The sequence below is a fragment of the Jiulongibacter sp. NS-SX5 genome (assembly GCF_052828545.1).
Window position 1 is genome coordinate 3,005,678 of sequence record NZ_CM128248.1, and the last position, 18,885, is coordinate 3,024,562.

Genomic DNA, 18,885 nt, shown 5'->3' on the forward strand with positions numbered 1-18,885 from the left:
AGGTTTATTCTACCAAATAGAGTTTCTGTTCAATCTTCTTATCGAGTAGTGGAGAATGTTGTTTCGAGTTTTTTGCCAGATTCCAAAATTGCAGAGCTTCATCTGGTCTTTGAAGTTTTGATAAAATATCGCCGTAATGCTCCAGGGCTGTACCGTTTTTAACATTTCCGGAGATTACAAAAGGTCTTAAATGAGCTTCGGCCCCTTGATAATTCCCCTTTTTGAAAAGCACCCAGGCATATGTATCGTTAAATTCAAGGTTTTTGGGTTCCAGCTCAATTAGCTTTTTCGCCATTTGCTCTGCCTTTTCCAGGTTTTTGCCTTGAATCGCGAGATAATAGCTGGCATTATTCAGTGCCGGAATATAGTTCGGGTCAATTTCTAAGGCAGAGTTATAAGCTCTCTCAGCATCCGCATATTCTTTCATCTGAGCATAGGAATCACCCATAAGTGTATGGATATGCTTTGATAGGGTTTCGTTATTGAAAGAAAGAAACTGTGCTTCTTCCAAAGCATAAATAGCTTCATTAAAATCACGGGCTAAGAAATTACCATAGCCCAAGTGATACCAGAAGAAGGCCTGATTTGGGAAATAATCTGCGGCTTCCTGAGCGTGTTTTATCAAAGAAGGTATGTCACCCAGTTGCGTGTCTATTTCCACAATAGCCATCCAGACCTCATAATGCGATTTATCAAATCGGGTAGATTTCAGGTAGTTGGACCTTGCACTTTCCAGGTTCCCCTTTTTCATCTGAAGATCGGCCAGATAAATATAGCCAGCAGACTTTTCCGGATTCTGATCCAGGATAGTTTCTGTCAACTGAATGGCCTGATCTATCTGAGAGGTTACGGGATTTTCATTGACCAAACTGACGAATGTACCTAGTATTTCCAATTTCACTTCTGCATCCAGAAGCGGATTTTCAAATGCCTTTGTGAGTTCCTGATTACATGCCTCAATATCACCGGTAGCTCTATATACTTCGGCCAGCATCACATGAGCTTCACCTAAGTCTCCACTTTTCTCAAGATGGTTTTTCAACAGCTTTTCGGCATCTGCATACTTCTTATTGCCAATCATGATTTGTGCTTGCTTGAGCACATACTCCGATTCCAGGGGCTGCGATTCTATCAGTTTATCACCTTCCTTGATGGCTTCTTCTACATTGTCTTGTCGTAAATAAAGCATCTGTTTACGGTGTGAAATCTCCTCATCTATACCCAGATTCTTTTCTACCTCATCGTAGATTTTGATAGCATCTTTAAACTCACCCAAAGAGACGTAAATGTCTGCTAACTCCAGATAGTTTTGTACACGAAGCGGGTTTTCCTTTATCAGCTTTTTGTAGCTGTCTATAGCAACATCATGATTTTGTAGAGAGACTTCAATTTTTGCCAGATACTCTTGATAAAACGTATTGTTTTTGTCGAGTTTTAATGACTCACGGGCAGCTATTTCAGCTTTACTGTATTCTTTTTGTTCCAGATATGATTTAGACAGCATGTGGTAAGCACCTGCGGTGGGATCATAGTCTTTCACAACTTTCTCAAAATGATTAGATGCCTGGGCATAATTCTCTGCCATGAATTCTTTCATTCCGTTCAGAAATACGCCTTCGCCAGCCAGCCTTTTATCAATAGCTGATTGTTTGTCTTGAGCCTGAGCCAAAGTGACCGAACAAAGTAAGAAAAGAAGAAGCCTGTAAAGCATCAATTGACTGATTTTAAAAGATTTTGAAGCACCATCATTTCACTAACTCTTCGGACTCCAAAAACAGTATGCAAATGTCCCTAATTTGTTAGAGATCGCCAAAACAACATTTTTGATTGAAATTACTTTATTTTGGAACAATAACTGATAGTAGACATTACATGGCTAAAAAGAAGGTTAAAAAACAAAAGGTTGCTCATGCGGCAAAGGCAGTGGAAAGTCCTCTTGAGATTGCTGAGACTAATGAATTTGAACCAAAGCTCTGGTATGTGGGGGTGGGAATGCTGGTGGCTGTCTACCTGGCATATGCCTTAATATGGCAAAATGGACTTGTATGGGATGATGACCCTTATATCATTTTGAATGATGCCGTACAGGAATTTAATCTCACTGAACTTCTATCAGGGTTTCATGTAGGTAATTATCACCCATTAACCATGCTCTCATTGGGTATAGAATATCTCATAGCTGGAGAATCACCTTGGATATATCATTTTAATAACCTCTGGCTACATGCTTTGAATAGTACCTTGGTATATCTGCTTTTACGTAAAATTTCGGTTTCCACTTGGGTGGCACTTTTTACTGCAGCTTTTTTTGCCCTTCACCCTTTACATGTGGAGTCTGTGGCATGGGCAGCTGAACGTAAAGATGTTCTTTATACCCTGTTCTTGCTGCTATCATTTATTTTCTACATCAAATTCAAGGATACGGATATCAAAAAGTATTATATCATCTCCTTGTTGATGTTTGTCCTTTCTTGTTTGTCAAAAGGTATGGCCGTGGTTTTGCCAGCATTATTGATCATAACTGATTGGTGGTTTTTAGCTAAAGAAGAGAAAGCCTTTTCAAAGAATGTATGGTTGAATAAACTGCCTTATTTCGCTATTACGTTATTTTTTGCTTACATCGCCACTACGGCTCAAAAGGACGCTGGGGCTGATGCTTCAGAGGTGATAGGTTCTGCCTACACAGGTTTTGAGCGAGTGAGAATTGTAGCTTATTCATTCTGGTTTTATTGGGTCAAAACTTTAGCCCCTATTGACCTTTTACCGTTCTATCCTTATCCGGGAAGAGTGGATGGAGATATACCAGGAATTTATAATCTGGCCTTGGTCGGCCTGATCGTGGCGACCATTATTGTTTTTATCCTCGGAAGAAAGAACAAAAAAGTTTGGTGGGGAGTCTCCTTTTTTACGATTGCTGTGTCTACCGTTTTGCAGATTTTACCTGTTGGTAGTGCTATCGTAGCAGATCGCTATTATTATTTGTCTTCCATAGGGCCATTGTTTTTACTTAGTTTACTCATTGTACATTTAACAAAAAGGTACAAAGGGATACAGTATTTGGGTTTTGGTCTTGTCTTGATTTGCGGAGCATTGACCTTTGCTCAGGTGAAACATTGGAAAAATGGATATACCTTGTTTTCTCCTGCGGAGGAGGTTTACCCGCAAGACGCCATGGTGCTTAGTAATATTGGCTGGTACCATTTAGGTGAAAAGGATTTTGCCATGGCAAAGCAATACTTAACTCAAGCCGATAATAATGGCTTCAAGAATGCAGATGTGTGCCGTACACTGGCCTCAATGTACATAGATGAAGGTGAGTACGATAAAGCAATTCCATATCTGAATAGGGCGTATCAATACATGCCCGTTAAACCTAGAACAGATTGGTTAATGGCTATGGCTTTGTCAAAACAAAGTAGATATGAAGAGGCTCTTCCCTTTGCTGAAAAAGCTCATAATAGTGAACCTGATAATGCGGAATATACAGATACCTATGCCTCAGTGATGGCCAATCTGGGAATGGGCGAACAATCTCGCCAGCTATATGATCAGTTAAAAGTAGAATCTGGAGAGTCGCCGGCATACCGATTAAATGCCGCTTATTCTTATAAAAAAGAAGGCGACATAGAACTTGAAATAGAGCTTTTGAAAGGAATTATCAATGATCACCCTGATTACCTTCCTGCCTATCAGAATATCGGTGTGAGTTTGTCTGAGCTAGGTAGACATGACGAAACCATCTCGTTTTGGGAAAAGGCCGCTGAACTAGACGCCAGTGGAGACTATGAATACAATATTGGTATTAATTACGCCAATAGAAATATGGTAGATAGAGCTATTCCGTGGTACCAAAAAGCGGCTAAGAAAGGCAAATCAGAAGCTGTAGATATCCTTACCAGAAACGGAGTAGAATTCTAACGATACTGTTCTATAATTCTATTCAGGGCTTTCTGGGTATTCAAACTAGGGAAGAATCCATAAACTTGCTCATGAGCGTCAAAGTTTATGCTTAACCCATTCTGTAAGTATTTATAGGCTTCAGAATAACTACCATCAAAAATCAAGTAAACCGTAGCCCTGTAATGTAAATCGGCCTGATCAGGGTTTACCTCTATGGCATCATAAATAATTTCAAAGGCCTTATGGTAGTCTTCATGCTCAAAATAGAGCAAAGACCAGTTTAACCAGATATCAATATTCTCCGGGTCTAGGTTAGCGGCTTCATTATAGGCTTCGATAGCCGAAAGCATATTCCCTAACCTTGATTCTATATCTGCCTGAAGTAGCCAATAATCGCTATTGACGTTATTAAGGCTCGTGGCTTTTTTGGCAAAATGAGAAGCCTCTAAATACTTTTGTTTTTCAAATAGAACGGAGGCCATACCGTACCAGGCTTCTTCCCAAGTAGGCTCGTCTTCTGTGGCACTCTTATAGTATTTCAGAGCCTCGTCGTGTTCACCAAGTTTCTCACATGAAGCCGCAAGGTATGTTAATACTTCAGCAGAGCTTTTTTCTAGGTCCAGTGTTCTGAGGTAAGCCTCTTTAGCACCTTCATGGTCATCTGCATTCATTTTAGAATGCCCAAGATTAAACCAACCACTGGCAAAGTCATCTTTGATGATTACCGAGTAATCAAAAGCTCTGATGGCTTCATCCAGCTTTTTCAGTCTGCCACAGGCTATTCCAAGGCCAAACCAAGCCAGATAAGAATATGGGTTGGCATCTGTAAGTTTTCTCAGGTACGGGACGATCTCCTCGAGCTTATCCTGAAAATCGTAACAGAAGACTAATTCGTAATAGATGAGTTCGCTACCATAACCATTGGCAATAGCCTCTTTATAGTAGTTAGCCGCCTTCTTAAACTCGTTCTTATTTTGATAAGTCTGTGCCAGCTGAAAATAAACTTCATCTTTATTGTCTGACAATGAAAGGGCTCTTTGAAGGGCTTCAATGGCTTCATCGAAATTGCCACTTAGATTAAGAACCACACCTTTCATATAGTTGACTTCCTGATCTGAAGGGTAAAAAGTCTCTGCCTTCTCAATCAACTCTAGAGCCTTATCATAGGCCAAAATATTGACATACAATTGGGATTGATTCAGAAGCAACTCCAGAGAATAGGGGTATTGCTGAAGGCCAAGCTCACAAGCTTTCTCAGCTAAGTCCCAGCGATTGGTGTCTATATAAAAATTAGAAAGGGACTCAAACGTGATCTCATCCAGATAGTGAGATTCGTTGTTTTGAATCATGTTTTCAAATTTCTTCGCAGATTCTTTCAAGGCAATGCCATCAAAATCATCATAGCCTTCATTAAAGTTTCTTTCCATTTAGATTCATCTCGGGAAAAGAGTAGAGATCTACTGGTTTTCCAGCCTAAGGTTTGATAAAAGTAGAGAAATATCTATTGGATTTCAATGCGTTAAAAGCTGAACTTATCCACAGGAATCTCTCTGTTTTACGATGTTTTTACGAAATAAACGGCATTTAGCTTGCTAATCTTGCCATGTATCCATTTGATTCGCAGAAATATTTTAGAACTCATGACCAAACATATTCTTCTGATGGAAGGCCCTGATGCCAAAGGCCTTATTTTTCATGTTACCAAAGTGCTTTATAAAAACGAGTGTAACATTATCAGACAAGATGAGTATGTGAGCCCAAGCGGTCAGTTCTTTATGCGTACTGAGTTCGAAGGTCAGAACGAATTGAACCTGTCAAAAGTTCTGAGTGATTTAAGAGAAAGGGTTCCTGATGAAAGAATCAAATTCAGGACTAACCCTAAGAAAAAGAAGGACGTGGTGATTTTGTGCACCAAAGAGCACCATTGTCTCTCAGATTTGATTACCAGATTCCATTTCAACGAGCTGGAAGCCAATGTATTGGCGGTAGTAAGCAACTACGATATTCTGGAGCCGTATGTCTCAAAATTCGATATTCCTTTTCATAAAGTAAGTCACGAGGGCTTAAGTAGAGAAGATCACGAGAAAGAAGTTTTGAAGGTGATTGCCCAGTATCAGCCTGAATACCTGGTCCTGGCAAAATACATGCGGATTTTGACACCTGTGTTCGTAGAGCAATTCCCAAATAAAATTGTGAATATTCATCACTCTTTCCTCCCCGCTTTTATAGGAGCTAATCCCTATCGTCAGGCACATGAAAGAGGAGTAAAGATTATTGGTGCTACAGCACATTTCGTGAATAATGATCTTGATGACGGACCTATCATTGCTCAAGATGTGAAAAATGTAAGTCACCGATTTACGGCCAAAGACATGTCAAGAGAAGGAAAGGACGTAGAGAAGATGGTGCTGACCAAAGCCCTTAAGCTGGTTTTCAATGATCGGGTGTTTATTCACGATAACAGAACCATTATTCTTTAAAAGAAGAAACCAAATCGTAACAAGAAAGGAGAGTTATTACCACCTAGGCCCTGAGGAGAAATAAAACCCCGGTCATAAGAGTAGCCCACATTATACATGATGGAAATGAAGCTTCCTCCTTGTTTACGAGTTCTACCTTGGTAAAAGCCCAAACCTACTAAAGGAGAACCTTCCCATTTTCTACCTACATCTATTCCTTGACGATCCTGATTATAAGAGTAAAATTGGTTTTCAGGGGCATTCATGATTTCGTATTCTGCATGTGCAAAAATACTCCTCCATATAGGCTGACGGATAAATAGTCTCGGACCAGCCATGGCTGTACCTCCACTATTAAAGGCACCTTGATATATAAACGTAGCTCCAATACCCGCGGTGGTACCAATGTCTGTGATCTCGTAGCCGACCATTGGAGAAACATCTGCATAAAAAGCTCCGAAAAAACCTAGCCATACATTACCTCCGTAGTGAAGTCTTTCTTTGAATTCAGATTTAGGTTGCTCAAAATAAACGGGTTCTTCCTCGGGTTGAGGTGATTCCTGACCCAAGGCAGAAATTGAAGAAAGAACAAGCAAGATGTATAAAACAGGTTTTCTCATAATTGTAGTTTGTAGTCTAACGAACAAGTTGCACCAGTTATTGGTTTGTAGTTTTTTGACGCTTCTTACTAGAATTAGTTACGTAATTTATGACTTAAAAGTGGTGTAACTTCTTCTCCCATATATGACAATTACCAGAAAGCATACCAGCGGCACTACAAAGCTCAGCTTTACATTGGCATTATCAATGATATTTGCCTGAATAAGCGGTATAAGTGCACCACCTCCTATAGCGGCTACTAAGCCTGCGGCTCCCAGTTTGGCATCATCTCCCACACCTTTGAGGGCAATACCATAAATGGTTGGGAACATCAATGACATACAACCTGAAATAGCTATTATGGCGTACATTCCGATCATTCCTCCGACAAGAATAACAGGAATGAGAAGCAGACAAGCTATTATGGCCAGAACCATTAAAAGGAAACCAGGCGTCGTAAATTTCATCAAATAGGTGAATACAAATCTGCTTGACGCAAAAAGTACTAAGGCATATATCTGTAAACCACTGGATTTTTCGGCGGCTGCAAGCTCGTCCAGCCCTTGTGCCATAAATACTTCAGTACCGTATTGAACAATAAAAGTCCACATGGTGATCTGGGCCCCTACGTAGAAGGCCTGGGCTATTACTCCCTCACGGTATCTCAGATTTTTGAATAAGCGTTTAAAGGTATCTCTTAAGTCTAGCCCTTTGCCAGTATCTTTCTCCTTGTATTCCGGCATTTTGATCACTAGAAATAATAGAAACATGATCGTCAAAACTACTCCTATGATCACATATGGATTTTTTATGATTTCCAGGTCGGCCATTTTTATGGCTTCAAACTTTTCTTCTGGTAAAGCAGCTCTCTCGGCTGTACTCAATTTGTTCATTTTACCCAATATAAAATTGGTGGCGATGTATGCCCCTGTAATTGAGCCTATGGGATTGAAAGATTGAGCAAGGTTTAGCCTTTGTGTGCTGGTGTCCTCCTCTCCCATAGCTAAAATGTATGGGTTGGCACTTGTTTCTAAAAAGCTAAGCCCGCATGTCATGACAAAATAAGCCACCAAAAAGGATTGAAAAAGCCCGAACTGAGCAGCAGGGATAAATGCCAGACAGCCGAGACCATAAAGAGCTAAACCGACTAGTAAGCCTTTTTTATAAGTAAACTTTTTTATGAAAATGGCAGCCGGAATGGCCATGAGACAATAACCCCCATAGAAAGCTACTTGTACAAAAGTGCTGATGGTTTGACTTTGGTTAAAAATTGTTCCAAAAGCCTTAACGAGTGGATTGGTTATGTCATTTGCAAAGCCCCACAATGCAAACAAGCATGTGGTAAGTACAAAAGGTAAAATAGGCGTCTTCTTCAGCATTCTTCAGTTAGGATAGGGTTGAATTCTACGCTAAACATAAGAAATAAAAAGAACGACACGGTTCATGCCGAAAATAATATGGACTAGGCTGTTCTAGTAAATATCAATTTTCTGGATGATCTCCTTTTCTCTATCTGTTAGATCTAACAGTGCTTTTCTGTTTGAACCAGTAATCACTGCCTCATCGAGGATGTCTACGGTATTTTTCCAGTTCGATTTATCGGTAGGCTTTATGATAAGAGTCCAGTTCTCTTCTTTAGGGGCATTGGCCTTCATCTCCATGATGACTTTTCTTACTCCCGTATGACCGTAAGAAGTCTCAATGAGGTCTTTCTCGGTTACATCTTGAAGTGGTTTTTGGTAATAGAAAACGCGGTCATCTCCTGTTAAAATAAGAGTGATGGAATTTTTAAACTCAACAGGACTCGTAGCATTCGGCCCTTCCTTTTTAGGAGTAGCAAAGCCCATAATGGCTGGTTTATTAAAAGTTGTTGTATAAATGAAAAATGTGATGAGAAGAAAACCTAAATCTACCAAAGGTGTCATATCTGGTTTTCCAGCTTTCTTTTTGTTGTCTGAAATATTTACTTCTGCCATAATCTAGTTGTTTAATAAGTGAATATACATAAAACTAAAAAAATAGTTATAAAACTAAGAAAATAGTAGAATGAAAGGTTGGCTCAAATAAATGGCCCGGCAAAGCCTTCTCCAGAAGCTCCTCAATCAGGTCTAGAAATGGTGTAGAATAAGCTTGCGATCTGAAAGAAGGTGAAACCCGTTTTCCTATTTAGGAGTTAGGGCTTGATCTCTAATGGAATCGCTTGCCAACTTAATCATGGTAGGTTCATGCTCTTTTCTTTCTCCTATAAACAGTGAGAACTTATTTTGACAAAAAGAGTGCTATCCCATACAGTCAAATTCGTTTAAGTCATAATTAGTTGTCATGACAACTAATTTATTGTAATTTTATCACACATCAACAAACGAGTACAATAAGACATGAAATTTTGGAAGAAAAGATCTCATTCAGAGATTCAAGAAAGAATCTCCCGGGCTCTTTCAGAAAATAGCAGTTTTTATGAAGAGCCCATTTTAGGAATGCCTTGCTCTCACTTAGATAGCAAGATATTTCCTGGTAATAGTCCCATTTTAGCCAACGCTCCATTTTTACAGACCTTAATTAACAATCCAAATCATATTGGATGCCATACGGTAGCACAGTCAGAACCTACATTTGCCGGAACACAGGAAATGGAAAGGGAACTGCTGAATATGATTGCGTGTGACATTTTCAAGGCAGAGCCAAAAGGATATGATGGATATGTAGCCACAGGCGGTACCGAGTCAAATATTCAAGCCCTGTGGATTTACCGGGAATATTATGCTAAAGAGTTTGGATTTAAGCCTGATGAGATAATCGTTTTGTGTTCGTCTGATACACATTACAGTATACCCAAAGGCTGTAAATTGCTTGCATTGGACTTAGCAAAAATTGAGGTGGATGAAGAAAGTCGAAGAATGAAACCAGAGGTCATTCATGATACTTTGAAAGACTGCAAAGTTAAAGGTAAAAAGGCAGTGGTGTTTGTTTCTAACATGATGACAACCATGTTTGGTAGTGTAGATGAGATTGAGCCAATTGCTTCGGAACTACAGAAATCTGGTTTGGAGTTTAAAATCCATATAGATGGTGCGTATGGAGGGTTTTACTATCCGTTTACAGATGTAGAGACTAATTTAGATTTCTCAAACCCGCTGATCAATAGCATTACCATTGATGCCCACAAGATGGTTCAGGCTCCTTATGGAACAGGCATATTTTTGATCCGTGATGGTTTTATGCAGTACACCCTGACTAAAGACGCTTCTTATGTGAAGGGAGAGGATTATACCATAGTAGGTAGCCGATCTGGAGCAAATGCTATAGCCGTTTGGATGATTCTATCGGCTCATGGGCCGCACGGCTGGCGTGAGAAAGTTTATTTATTGAAAAGAAGAGCTGACTGGTTTGCAGAGCAATTATCTCAAATGGGCGTTGAGTTTTTCCGAGAGAAAGAGTCAAATATCATTACGATCAAATCGGGAGGACTACCAAAGGAGATTATTGATAAATACTATATAGTTCCTGATAATCATGCTGACCCAAAATGGTATAAGATTATCATTATGGAACATGTAACTACAGAGTCTTTAGAAAGTCTGCTGGAAGACCTAACAGAAAAAGCGTAAAAAGAAAGGGAAGCTTTTGGCTTCCCTTTTTCTTAAACTCCTGTGTAATTAAAAGGCGATATGGCCTTTAATTCATATTTAACTTTATCTGAGACGTCTAAACTCTCTATGAAGTTTCTGATGGATGTCTCTGTTATTTTTTCGTTTTTACGGGTCAAAGCCTTTAGAGCTTCATAAGGTTTTGGGAAACCTTCTCTTCTTAAAACGGTTTGAATAGCTTCAGCTACTACAGCCCAGTTTTCTTCAAGGTCTCTCTCAATTGCCGCTTCATTCAGCTGTAGTTTGCCAATACCTTTATCAAGAGATTTCAAGGCGATCACCACATGTGAAATTGGTACACCAATATTTCTCAAAACAGTAGAATCTGTCAAGTCTCTTTGTAGTCTGGAAATTGGGAGTTTAGCAGCAAAATGCTCCAACAGGGCATTGGCCACACCCAAATTACCTTCAGCATTTTCAAAGTCAATTGGATTGACCTTATGTGGCATTGCAGAAGAACCTACTTCACCTTCTTTAATCTTTTGCTTGAAATACTCCATCATGACGTAAGTCCAGATATCTCTGGAGAAGTCGATAAGGATGGTATTGATTCGTTTCAGAGCGTCTGAGTAAGAAGCCAGATTATCGTAATGCTCTATCTGTGTTGTTTTTTGACTTCTGGAAAGTCCTAAAATTTCATTTACAAAGCTATTCCCGAAAGCCACCCAGTCATGATCTCCATAGGCTACATGATGAGCATTGAAATTACCTGTAGCACCACCAAATTTAGCGGAGAAAGGAATTGACTTTAGTTGATCATATTGCACTTGTAGTCTTTCTACAAATACTTCAATTTCCTTACCTAAACGAGTAGGAGATGCCGGCTGACCATGTGTTTTGGCTAGCATTGACACTTCTTTCCAGTCTTCGGCCAGTCCACTTAAGGTCTTTATCAAATTTTCAAGAAGCGGAAATAAAACAACTTCTGAGCCTTCTTTGAGAGAAAGAGGGATAGATGTATTATTGATATCTTGTGAGGTAAGTCCAAAGTGTACAAACTCCGATTGACTTTCAATGCCCAGTTCAGCAAACTTCTCCTTGATGAAATACTCTACAGCTTTTACATCATGATTAGTTGTCTTCTCAATTTCCTTGATTTGCTGAGCATCAGCCTCAGAAAAATCTTCATAAATCTTACGTATTGCCGGGTACAAAGCTTTATTAAATCCTTCTAGCTGAGGTAAAGGAACTTCACAAAGAGCAATGAAGTATTCAATTTCTACGCGTACTCTGTAATGAATTAGACCGAACTCTGAGAAGTAAGGAGCCAGGGGCTCTGTATGTCTTCTATATCTACCATCTACCGGCGAAATAGCCGTAAGTGTGTTTAATGCCATCTGATTATAATTAAGCCGCAAAATTACTAAATTGCCTACATATAACCCTATAACCTTACAAAATGGAAACAACAAACTTTATCGGTGAGCTGATAGGCACCTTTATGCTCATTCTTCTTGGTGCCGGCGTTAATGCCAATACCACACTAAATAAAACCTACGGTCAAAATTCAGGATGGATAGTTACAGCTACAGGTTGGGGTTTCGCGGTAGCGATGGCCGTTTTTGTGGCTCAAAAATTCGGAAGTGAAGGAGCTCACTTAAATCCTGCTGTGACGGTGGCATTAGCAGTTCATTCGGGTGATTTTACCAATGCTGGTTCATTTATACTGGCACAGTTTATCGGGGCATTTTTAGGAGCTACTACAGTATGGTTGATGTATCTTCCTCACTGGGCAGCTACAGAAGATCAAGGTGCCAAACTAGGGATTTTCTGTACAGGGCCGGCCATCAAACATACCTTAGGCAATATGCTCAGTGAGATCATCGGGACTTTTGCTTTAATAGTGGGTGTTATGGCTATTTACGCCGAGGCCACGAGTGGATTGAAACCATTTCTGGTTGGAGTTCTGGTTTGGTCTATAGGTCTTTCATTAGGTGGAACTACGGGTTATGCTATTAATCCTGCACGTGATTTGGGTCCGCGACTTGCCCATGCAATACTACCAATTGCCGGTAAAGGCGGCAATAACTGGTCTTATGCCTGGCTACCAGTAGTAGCTCCATTGATAGGTGCCGTACTGGGAGGCCTGTTCATGCTTTTGTTCGGACTTTGATAAAAAATATCAATAAAGTGATAGCTAGAAAATTAATAATTGTATCTTTGACACTTATTAATCAGAATAACATTAATCGATAAAGATGAGCCATTTAAATCTTACACTGGGAGAAAAAGAATATTTCCCATTTGTAAAGGAACCAATCAAGTTTGAAGGACGTGAGTCTGACAATCCGATGGCCTTTAAATTTTATGACGAAAACAGAGTAGTTGCTGGTAAAACAATGAGAGATCACCTGCGTTTTGCGATCTCTTACTGGCATACATTCTGTGGAACGGGTAATGATCCTTTCGGTCCTGGTACTCAGGTTTTCCCATGGGATGCCAAGAAAGATGCTTTAGCTGCGGCTCATGATAAAATGGATGCGGCTTTTGAATTCTTTACAAAAATTGGTGCCGGCTGGTGGTGTTTCCATGATGTTGATATGTCTCCTGAAGGCTCATCTACTGCAGAATACGAGAGTAATCTTCGTAAAATGGTAGACTATGCTAAGCAAAAGCAGGCTGCTTCAGGCGTAAAACTACTTTGGGGTACTGCTAATGTATTCTCTAACCCAAGATACATGAATGGAGCATCCACTAACCCTAACTTTGATGTAGTAGCACATGCTGGTCTTCAAGTGAAAAATGCGATTGACGCAACTATAGAGCTAGGCGGAGAAGGTTATACATTCTGGGGTGGTAGAGAAGGCTATATGTCTCTCTTAAATACCAATACTAAGGCCGAACTAGATCACTTGGGTCAGTTCTTGAAGATTGCTTCTGAGTACGGTAGAAAGAATGGTTTTGAAGGTAAGTACTATATTGAGCCAAAGCCTGCCGAGCCTACAAAACACCAATATGATTTTGATTCTCAAACAGTAATCGGTTTCCTAAGAAGCCATGGTTTGGATAAGGATTTTGCGATCAATGCTGAAGTAAATCATGCCACTTTAGCGGGTCATACTTTTGCTCATGAATTACAAATGGCAGCGGATGCTGGTATGTTGGGTTCTATTGACGCTAACAGAGGTGACTACCAAAACGGATGGGATACTGACCAGTTCCCTGTAGATATATATGAGACTACAGAGGCTATGCTCGTAATTCTGGAAGCGGGTGGTTTTGAAACTGGTGGTGTGAACTTTGATGCCAAAACAAGAAGAAACTCTACTGACCTTGAAGATATCTTCATTGCTCATATCGGAGGTATGGACGTGTTTGCACGTGCTCTTTTGATTGCGGATGAAATCTTAACAAAGTCTCCTTACAAGAAAATGAGAGCAGATAGATATGCTTCTTTCGATTCTGGTAATGGTGCCAAGTTTGAAAAAGGAGAATTGACTCTTGAAGATTTGAGAAATATCGCTGCTGAATCTGGTGAGCCTGCTCAAATCAGCGGAAAACAAGAGTTGTATGAAATGATCTTGAATCAGTATATTTGATGCACTTATTTGCGAAAGCAATTGAGTACAACAAAACAAAAACCCCGGCTCTATAGTCGGGGTTTATTTTTTAAGTCCTTACAAGGTTTTACCAGATATTCTGAAGGTCTTTTGCCTGATAGGTATGATTCCTCTCTTCGTAATTGCTATTCTCGGGAGCCTTCAGATGAAGCTCATCAGACTTCTTAAATATTCTCATCAAAAAAGCTATTGGAGTCAAAAAGATGAAGAAAATAATGGTCAATAATATGCTTCCATTAATTCTGCCCAATACTTCTGCCAGTTTTAGCCAGAACTTTGTTACCAGACCGGCAAAACTGTCAAATAGCAAACCAAGCACACCTACTACTGTGGCTACCCATAAGAGCCAATCTGCCTTGAAAATGGCAAACAAGACCAAAAAGCCCACTGTAATGGATAAAATAACCTGAGATTTATTCTGCTTCTCCATAGGTTTAGAAAAGTGTATAAATGAAAGGTGCAATGGCTGAGCCACCGCCAAGTACAATGATCACACCGATTAAAAGGAGAACAATGATTACTGGTGTTAACCACCACTTTTTACGTTCTCTGAGAAAATTCCACAAGTCTTTTAAGAAATCCATAATCTATTAGTGTTAGTCTAGCACAAACTCTTCTTTCCAGTTGTCTTTTTCAAGCCACTCAGGCTGTTTGGTTTTGTCAAATAAATAATCGCCTACTACCAAATAATCCATTTCTGTACGCATAAGGCAGCGATAAGCGTCTTCCGGAGTACACACAATTGGCTCTCCTCTCACGTTAAAACTTGTATTAACTACAACACCCACGCCAGTATTCTGTTTGAAATCAGAAATAAGCTGGTAATACCTGGGATTAGTCTCTTCATGCACTGTTTGGATACGAGCAGAGTAATCAATATGCGTGATAGAAGGTAAGTCTGATCGTAAGAAATAGAGCTTCTCCATCATAGGTAAAGCTTCGTAGTTCTCGGGTGTCTGGTTTCTTCTTGATTCCTGAACTCCGTGAACAAGAAGCATATACGGCGAAGGCGTTTCACACTCAAAGTACTCTGAAACATCTTCAGCTAAAACAGAAGGTGCAAAAGGCCTGAAGCCTTCACGATATTTTATTTTCAGGTTCAGCTTCTTCTGCATTTCAGGATTTCTTGGGTCTCCTAAAATACTCCTAGCACCTAAGGCTCTTGGACCAAATTCCATCCTGCCCTGAAACCAGCCGATCACATTGCCATCGGCAATCAATTCTGCGGTTTTTGAAGAAAGACTTTCAAAATTTTCGAAATGCTCATAGTGAGCTTTGTACTTTTTGGCAGTCAGTTCAATATCAAGGTCAGAGAATCTAGGGCCCAGATAGGATCCCTCCATGGCATCTAATTTTGAGCTATTTGTGGTTCTTTCCTGATCAAAAGTGATAAAATGTGCCGCCAATGCCGCACCCAAAGCTCCACCTGCATCTCCTGCAGCCGGTTGGATATAAACGTTTTTGAAAATATTCGCTTTCTGAAGCTTACCGTTTGCTACACAATTCAAAGCCACACCACCAGCCATCACCAAATTTTCTGAACCCGTGATTTTTTTGGCTTCTTTTGCCATCAATATCACAATCTCTTCTGTTATCTCCTGAATGGCCAAGCCCAGATCACAATGATGTTGCTCCAGTAAAGTTTCTGCATCTCTACGAGGGAAACCAAATAGCTTTTCCCACTTGTCATCATAGACCATTCTTAGGCCTGTGGCGTAATTGAAGTAGTTTTGATCAAGCCATAAGGAGCCATCATCATATATTTTGATCAATTGCTCTTTGATGATTTTCTTATACTCATCTACTTCTTTTGAGCCGTGGCGACCATAGGGGGCCAGGCCCATCAGTTTGTACTCGCCTGAGTTTACCTTAAAGCCCAAAAAGTAGGTAAAAGCAGAGTATAATAAACCCAGCGAGTGTGGGAATTTTAACTCTTTTAAGATTTCAATTTTATTACCTTTTCCGTGGCCAATAGAGGCTGTAGCCCATTCGCCTACACCATCGAGTGTAAGGATGGCGGCGTCATCATAGGATGATGGATAAAAGGCTGAGGCCGCATGAGAAAGGTGATGTTCAGGAAAAAGCAATTTGACCTTCTTCTTGTCAAATTTTTCTATCTCAAATAGCTCGGTGTAGAGCATTTTCTTGAGGAACATTTTTTCCTTGAGCCAAACTGGTATGGCTGTTAGGAAAGACCTAAGCCCTTTTGGTGAGAAGGCATAATATGTTTCCAGTAGCCTCTCCATTTTTAGTAGGGGCTTATCGTAAAACACAATAGCATCTAATTGGCTGAGTGAGAGTCCAGCATATTCAAGACAAAACTTTACCGCGTTTGTGGGAAACGCCGGATCATGTTTTTTTCTGGTGAATCGCTCTTCTTGTGCAGCAGCAATTATTTCTCCATTTTCAATAATAGCAGCAGCCGAATCATGGTAAAAGGCCGAAATTCCTAGGATTTTCAAGGTCTTAATTATTTTTTCAAATAAGATTCAATATTACTGGGTCAAGCTTGAATTAACAAGGTAATTTTATTTATCGTCACCCAGAAAGAGATCAATTTTAGAATTAGACAGATATTATAATCTAAATTTAATGTCGTCAACTAATCTTACTCCATTTGACGGCTTCAGATTTGGTAGAATTCATGTGATTTTTAATCATTTCATGCTCTGCTTTTTTCAGTTTGGGATCTTTATCAAGGATTTCTTGAGCAGACTCTCTGGCAAAGCTCAAAATTTTCGTATCAGTGGCCAGATTTGCAATTTTTAGATCAACTATTCCACTTTGCTGGGTACCGGTAATGTCTCCCGGGCCTCGTAATTCCAGATCTACCTCAGATATTCTAAAACCGTCATTGGTTTCCACCATAGTTTGGATTCTCTTTCGGGAGTCATTGCTGAGTTTGACTCCTGTCATGAGTATGCAGTAGGATTGCTCCACTCCTCTACCTACACGCCCTCTTAACTGGTGTAATTGGGCTAAACCAAAACGTTCTGCATTTTCGATGATCATCAGACTGGCGTTTGGTACATTAACTCCAACTTCAATGACCGTTGTGGCAACCATGATTGAGGTCTCAGCTTTAACAAAACGTTGCATCTCAAACTCCTTATCCTGTGGCTTCATTTTGCCATGCACTATACTTAGTGCTTCTTCCGGAAAAGCCCTGGCTATACTCTCATAACCATCCATGAGATTCTTATAGTCCATCTGCTCAGACTCCTCAATTAAAGGGTACACGATGTACACCTGTCTGCCTTTAGCGATCTCATCTCTTAGAAACTGAAAAACCTCAAGCCTTTTTGAATCATACCGGTGTACAGTTTTAATGGGTTTTCTTCCTGCAGGAAGCTCATCTATGACTGATACATCTAAATCACCATAAAGCGTCATTGCTAAGGTTCTGGGGATTGGCGTAGCTGTCATCACCAGAATATGCGGATGTATTCGTTTGTTTTTATTCCAGAGTTTTGCTCTTTGAGCTACTCCAAAACGATGCTGCTCATCAATGACACAAAGACCAAGGTTTTGAAATTGGACTACGTCTTCTAGTAGGGCATGGGTACCTACGATTATTTTGGTAGTACCGTCTCTTAGCCCCATATGAATCAGCTCTCTTTCCTTCTTTTTTGTGGAGCCGGTGAGGAGATCAATTCTCATACCGAGTAAATCAGCAAACTCTCGAAGTCCATTAAAATGTTGGGTGGCCAGAATTTCTGTAGGAGCCATCAGACAGCACTGGGCATCGGCGTCAATAGCCATTAACATACAAATGAAGCTAACAATGGTTTTACCTGAACCCACATCTCCCTGCAAGAGCCGATTCATTTGTTTGCCGGATTTGAAATCGGCAAAAATTTCTCGGATCACTTTCTTTTGAGCACCTGTTAGCTCAAAAGGAAGATGTTCTTCATAGAATTGGGTCAAAAGCTCGGTCTTCTGAAATAAGTGACCTTGATTCTCATTCTTTTTAACCAGCTTCTGATTGATGAGGTTGAGCTGATTATAAAAAAGTTCTTCAAATTTCAGCCGTCTGCTCGCATGCCTCGTATGGTTAAAATCCTTTGGATGATGAATAAGGTGGAATGCCTGAAAACGTGGGATTAGTTTAAATTTATTGATCAGGCTCTCAGGTAGATTTTCAGGAATCTGGCTTCCAATTTCCTGCAGAGCATTAAAGGTGATTTGCCCGATGACCTTGCTGTCGATAAACTTTTTTCGCAGTTTTTCTGTGAGAGAGTAGATTGGCTTAAAACCACCTGTTTTACTATTGGTAGGAGTTAAAATGTCAATTTCCGGATGGGTGATGTTGTATTTGCTCCCAAATCTCACTGGCTTGCCGTAAACCAGATATTCTCCACCTACTCTCAGTTTTTTTTCTACCCATCTGATGCCCTGAAACCAGACCAGTTCCAGACTGCCGGTATGATCAGAAAACTCTACCACCAAACGCTGTTTACGGGCAGAACCTATTTTCTGAGTGCTGACAATTCTACCTTTTATTTGGGCCGCTTCCATACCTTCATGGATAGACGAAATGGTATGAAATTGAGATCTGTCCTCATACCTAAATGGGTAATACTGCAGTAAGTCCAGATATGTAAAAAGCCCTAATTCAGTTTTAAGTAAATCGGCTCTTTGGGGACCTACTCCTCTCAGGTATTCAATGTTTTTGTTTAAAAGCGAGGACATGAAACAAAAATAGAAAGCCATTTGGTA

The 18,885-nt window shown here is 40.1% G+C and carries 15 protein-coding genes; 5 read left to right on the forward strand and 10 right to left on the reverse strand.

Annotated elements, in window-relative coordinates; all coding sequences use genetic code 11:
* Window positions 1–4 precede the first annotated feature (4 nt).
* The gene (locus tag ACUXV0_RS13380) at window positions 5–1,711 is read right to left on the reverse strand and encodes a tetratricopeptide repeat protein (protein WP_446190066.1); all 1,707 of its coding nucleotides are present in this window, start codon (window positions 1,709–1,711) and stop codon (window positions 5–7) included.
* A 161-nt stretch (window positions 1,712–1,872) separates the two neighbouring features.
* Between ACUXV0_RS13380 and ACUXV0_RS13385 the strand changes: the two genes are divergently transcribed.
* Window positions 1,873–3,918, forward strand: coding sequence for a tetratricopeptide repeat protein (locus ACUXV0_RS13385; protein WP_446190067.1), 2,046 nt, complete (start codon window positions 1,873–1,875; stop codon window positions 3,916–3,918).
* Here ACUXV0_RS13385 and ACUXV0_RS13390 read toward each other — a convergent pair.
* Window positions 3,915–5,327 (reverse strand): tetratricopeptide repeat protein, encoded by a 1,413-nt coding sequence (locus ACUXV0_RS13390; protein ID WP_446190068.1) that lies wholly within the window; start codon window positions 5,325–5,327, stop codon window positions 3,915–3,917. The two genes, ACUXV0_RS13385 and ACUXV0_RS13390, sit on opposite strands and share 4 nt — an antisense overlap.
* Before the next feature lie 213 nt (window positions 5,328–5,540).
* Between ACUXV0_RS13390 and purU the strand changes: the two genes are divergently transcribed.
* The gene (gene purU / locus ACUXV0_RS13395) at window positions 5,541–6,380 is read left to right on the forward strand and encodes a formyltetrahydrofolate deformylase (RefSeq protein WP_446190069.1); all 840 of its coding nucleotides are present in this window, start codon (window positions 5,541–5,543) and stop codon (window positions 6,378–6,380) included.
* On the opposite strand, the gene ACUXV0_RS13400 is transcribed toward purU, so the two are convergent.
* The 3 genes from ACUXV0_RS13400 to ACUXV0_RS13410 form a co-directional block, all read right to left on the reverse strand.
* Window positions 6,377–6,979 carry a hypothetical protein gene (locus ACUXV0_RS13400; RefSeq protein WP_446190070.1) on the reverse strand — a complete coding sequence of 201 codons (603 nt, stop codon included), beginning with the start codon at window positions 6,977–6,979 and terminating at the stop codon, window positions 6,377–6,379. The genes purU and ACUXV0_RS13400 overlap by 4 nt on opposite strands.
* Window positions 6,980–7,066: 87 nt before the next feature.
* Window positions 7,067–8,338, reverse strand: coding sequence for an L-fucose:H+ symporter permease (fucP, locus tag ACUXV0_RS13405; RefSeq protein WP_446190071.1), 1,272 nt, complete (start codon window positions 8,336–8,338; stop codon window positions 7,067–7,069).
* A 93-nt stretch (window positions 8,339–8,431) separates the two neighbouring features.
* Window positions 8,432–8,935, reverse strand: coding sequence for an ExbD/TolR family protein (locus ACUXV0_RS13410; RefSeq protein ID WP_446190072.1), 504 nt, complete (start codon window positions 8,933–8,935; stop codon window positions 8,432–8,434).
* A 402-nt stretch (window positions 8,936–9,337) separates the two neighbouring features.
* Here ACUXV0_RS13410 and ACUXV0_RS13415 point away from each other — a divergent pair, with 402 nt between their 5' ends.
* Window positions 9,338–10,567, forward strand: a complete 1,230-nt coding sequence (locus tag ACUXV0_RS13415) for a pyridoxal phosphate-dependent decarboxylase family protein (RefSeq protein WP_446190073.1) — start codon at window positions 9,338–9,340, stop codon at window positions 10,565–10,567.
* Between the two features lie 32 nt (window positions 10,568–10,599).
* Here the strand turns inward: ACUXV0_RS13415 and purB are convergent, their stop codons facing one another.
* Complete coding sequence (purB, locus tag ACUXV0_RS13420; protein ID WP_446190074.1) at window positions 10,600–11,943, reverse strand: adenylosuccinate lyase; 1,344 nt, start codon at window positions 11,941–11,943, stop codon at window positions 10,600–10,602.
* Between the two features lie 62 nt (window positions 11,944–12,005).
* Between purB and ACUXV0_RS13425 the strand changes: the two genes are divergently transcribed.
* Both ACUXV0_RS13425 and xylA read left to right on the forward strand, forming a co-directional pair.
* The gene (locus ACUXV0_RS13425; protein WP_446190075.1) at window positions 12,006–12,719 is read left to right on the forward strand and encodes an MIP/aquaporin family protein; all 714 of its coding nucleotides are present in this window, start codon (window positions 12,006–12,008) and stop codon (window positions 12,717–12,719) included.
* An 85-nt stretch (window positions 12,720–12,804) separates the two neighbouring features.
* A complete protein-coding gene (xylA, locus tag ACUXV0_RS13430; RefSeq protein WP_446190076.1) occupies window positions 12,805–14,145 on the forward strand; it encodes a xylose isomerase in 1,341 nt (446 codons plus the stop codon).
* Between the two features lie 88 nt (window positions 14,146–14,233).
* On the opposite strand, the gene ACUXV0_RS13435 is transcribed toward xylA, so the two are convergent.
* The 4 genes from ACUXV0_RS13435 to recG all read right to left on the reverse strand — a co-directional run bounded on the left by ACUXV0_RS13435 (window position 14,234) and on the right by recG (window position 18,858).
* A complete protein-coding gene (locus ACUXV0_RS13435; RefSeq protein WP_446190077.1) occupies window positions 14,234–14,596 on the reverse strand; it encodes an SxtJ family membrane protein in 363 nt (120 codons plus the stop codon).
* Window positions 14,597–14,600: 4 nt separating this feature from the next.
* Window positions 14,601–14,750, reverse strand: a complete 150-nt coding sequence (locus ACUXV0_RS13440; RefSeq protein WP_446190078.1) for a DUF5989 family protein — start codon at window positions 14,748–14,750, stop codon at window positions 14,601–14,603.
* A 12-nt stretch (window positions 14,751–14,762) separates the two neighbouring features.
* Entirely contained in the window at window positions 14,763–16,628 is a 1,866-nt protein-coding gene (locus ACUXV0_RS13445; RefSeq protein ID WP_446190079.1) for a carbamoyltransferase family protein, read from the reverse strand.
* A 136-nt stretch (window positions 16,629–16,764) separates the two neighbouring features.
* Window positions 16,765–18,858 (reverse strand): ATP-dependent DNA helicase RecG, encoded by a 2,094-nt coding sequence (gene recG / locus ACUXV0_RS13450; protein WP_446190080.1) that lies wholly within the window; start codon window positions 18,856–18,858, stop codon window positions 16,765–16,767.
* Between the last annotated feature and the right edge of the window lie 27 nt (window positions 18,859–18,885).

What these genes read in the sequence shown, in the direction of transcription:
- fucP (WP_446190071.1), bottom strand. Translation starts at nt 8,338, where the DNA reads ATGCTGAAGAAGACGCCTATTTTACCTTTTGTACTTACCACATGCTTG.
- purU (WP_446190069.1), top strand. Translation starts at nt 5,541, where the DNA reads ATGACCAAACATATTCTTCTGATGGAAGGCCCTGATGCCAAAGGCCTT.
- ACUXV0_RS13400 (WP_446190070.1), bottom strand. Translation starts at nt 6,979, where the DNA reads ATGAGAAAACCTGTTTTATACATCTTGCTTGTTCTTTCTTCAATTTCT.
- ACUXV0_RS13435 (WP_446190077.1), bottom strand. Translation starts at nt 14,596, where the DNA reads ATGGAGAAGCAGAATAAATCTCAGGTTATTTTATCCATTACAGTGGGC.
- recG (WP_446190080.1), bottom strand. Translation starts at nt 18,858, where the DNA reads ATGTCCTCGCTTTTAAACAAAAACATTGAATACCTGAGAGGAGTAGGT.
- purB (WP_446190074.1), bottom strand. Translation starts at nt 11,943, where the DNA reads ATGGCATTAAACACACTTACGGCTATTTCGCCGGTAGATGGTAGATAT.
- ACUXV0_RS13380 (WP_446190066.1), bottom strand. Translation starts at nt 1,711, where the DNA reads ATGCTTTACAGGCTTCTTCTTTTCTTACTTTGTTCGGTCACTTTGGCT.
- xylA (WP_446190076.1), top strand. Translation starts at nt 12,805, where the DNA reads ATGAGCCATTTAAATCTTACACTGGGAGAAAAAGAATATTTCCCATTT.
- ACUXV0_RS13425 (WP_446190075.1), top strand. Translation starts at nt 12,006, where the DNA reads ATGGAAACAACAAACTTTATCGGTGAGCTGATAGGCACCTTTATGCTC.
- ACUXV0_RS13410 (WP_446190072.1), bottom strand. Translation starts at nt 8,935, where the DNA reads ATGGCAGAAGTAAATATTTCAGACAACAAAAAGAAAGCTGGAAAACCA.
- ACUXV0_RS13415 (WP_446190073.1), top strand. Translation starts at nt 9,338, where the DNA reads ATGAAATTTTGGAAGAAAAGATCTCATTCAGAGATTCAAGAAAGAATC.
- ACUXV0_RS13390 (WP_446190068.1), bottom strand. Translation starts at nt 5,327, where the DNA reads ATGGAAAGAAACTTTAATGAAGGCTATGATGATTTTGATGGCATTGCC.
- ACUXV0_RS13440 (WP_446190078.1), bottom strand. Translation starts at nt 14,750, where the DNA reads ATGGATTTCTTAAAAGACTTGTGGAATTTTCTCAGAGAACGTAAAAAG.
- ACUXV0_RS13385 (WP_446190067.1), top strand. Translation starts at nt 1,873, where the DNA reads ATGGCTAAAAAGAAGGTTAAAAAACAAAAGGTTGCTCATGCGGCAAAG.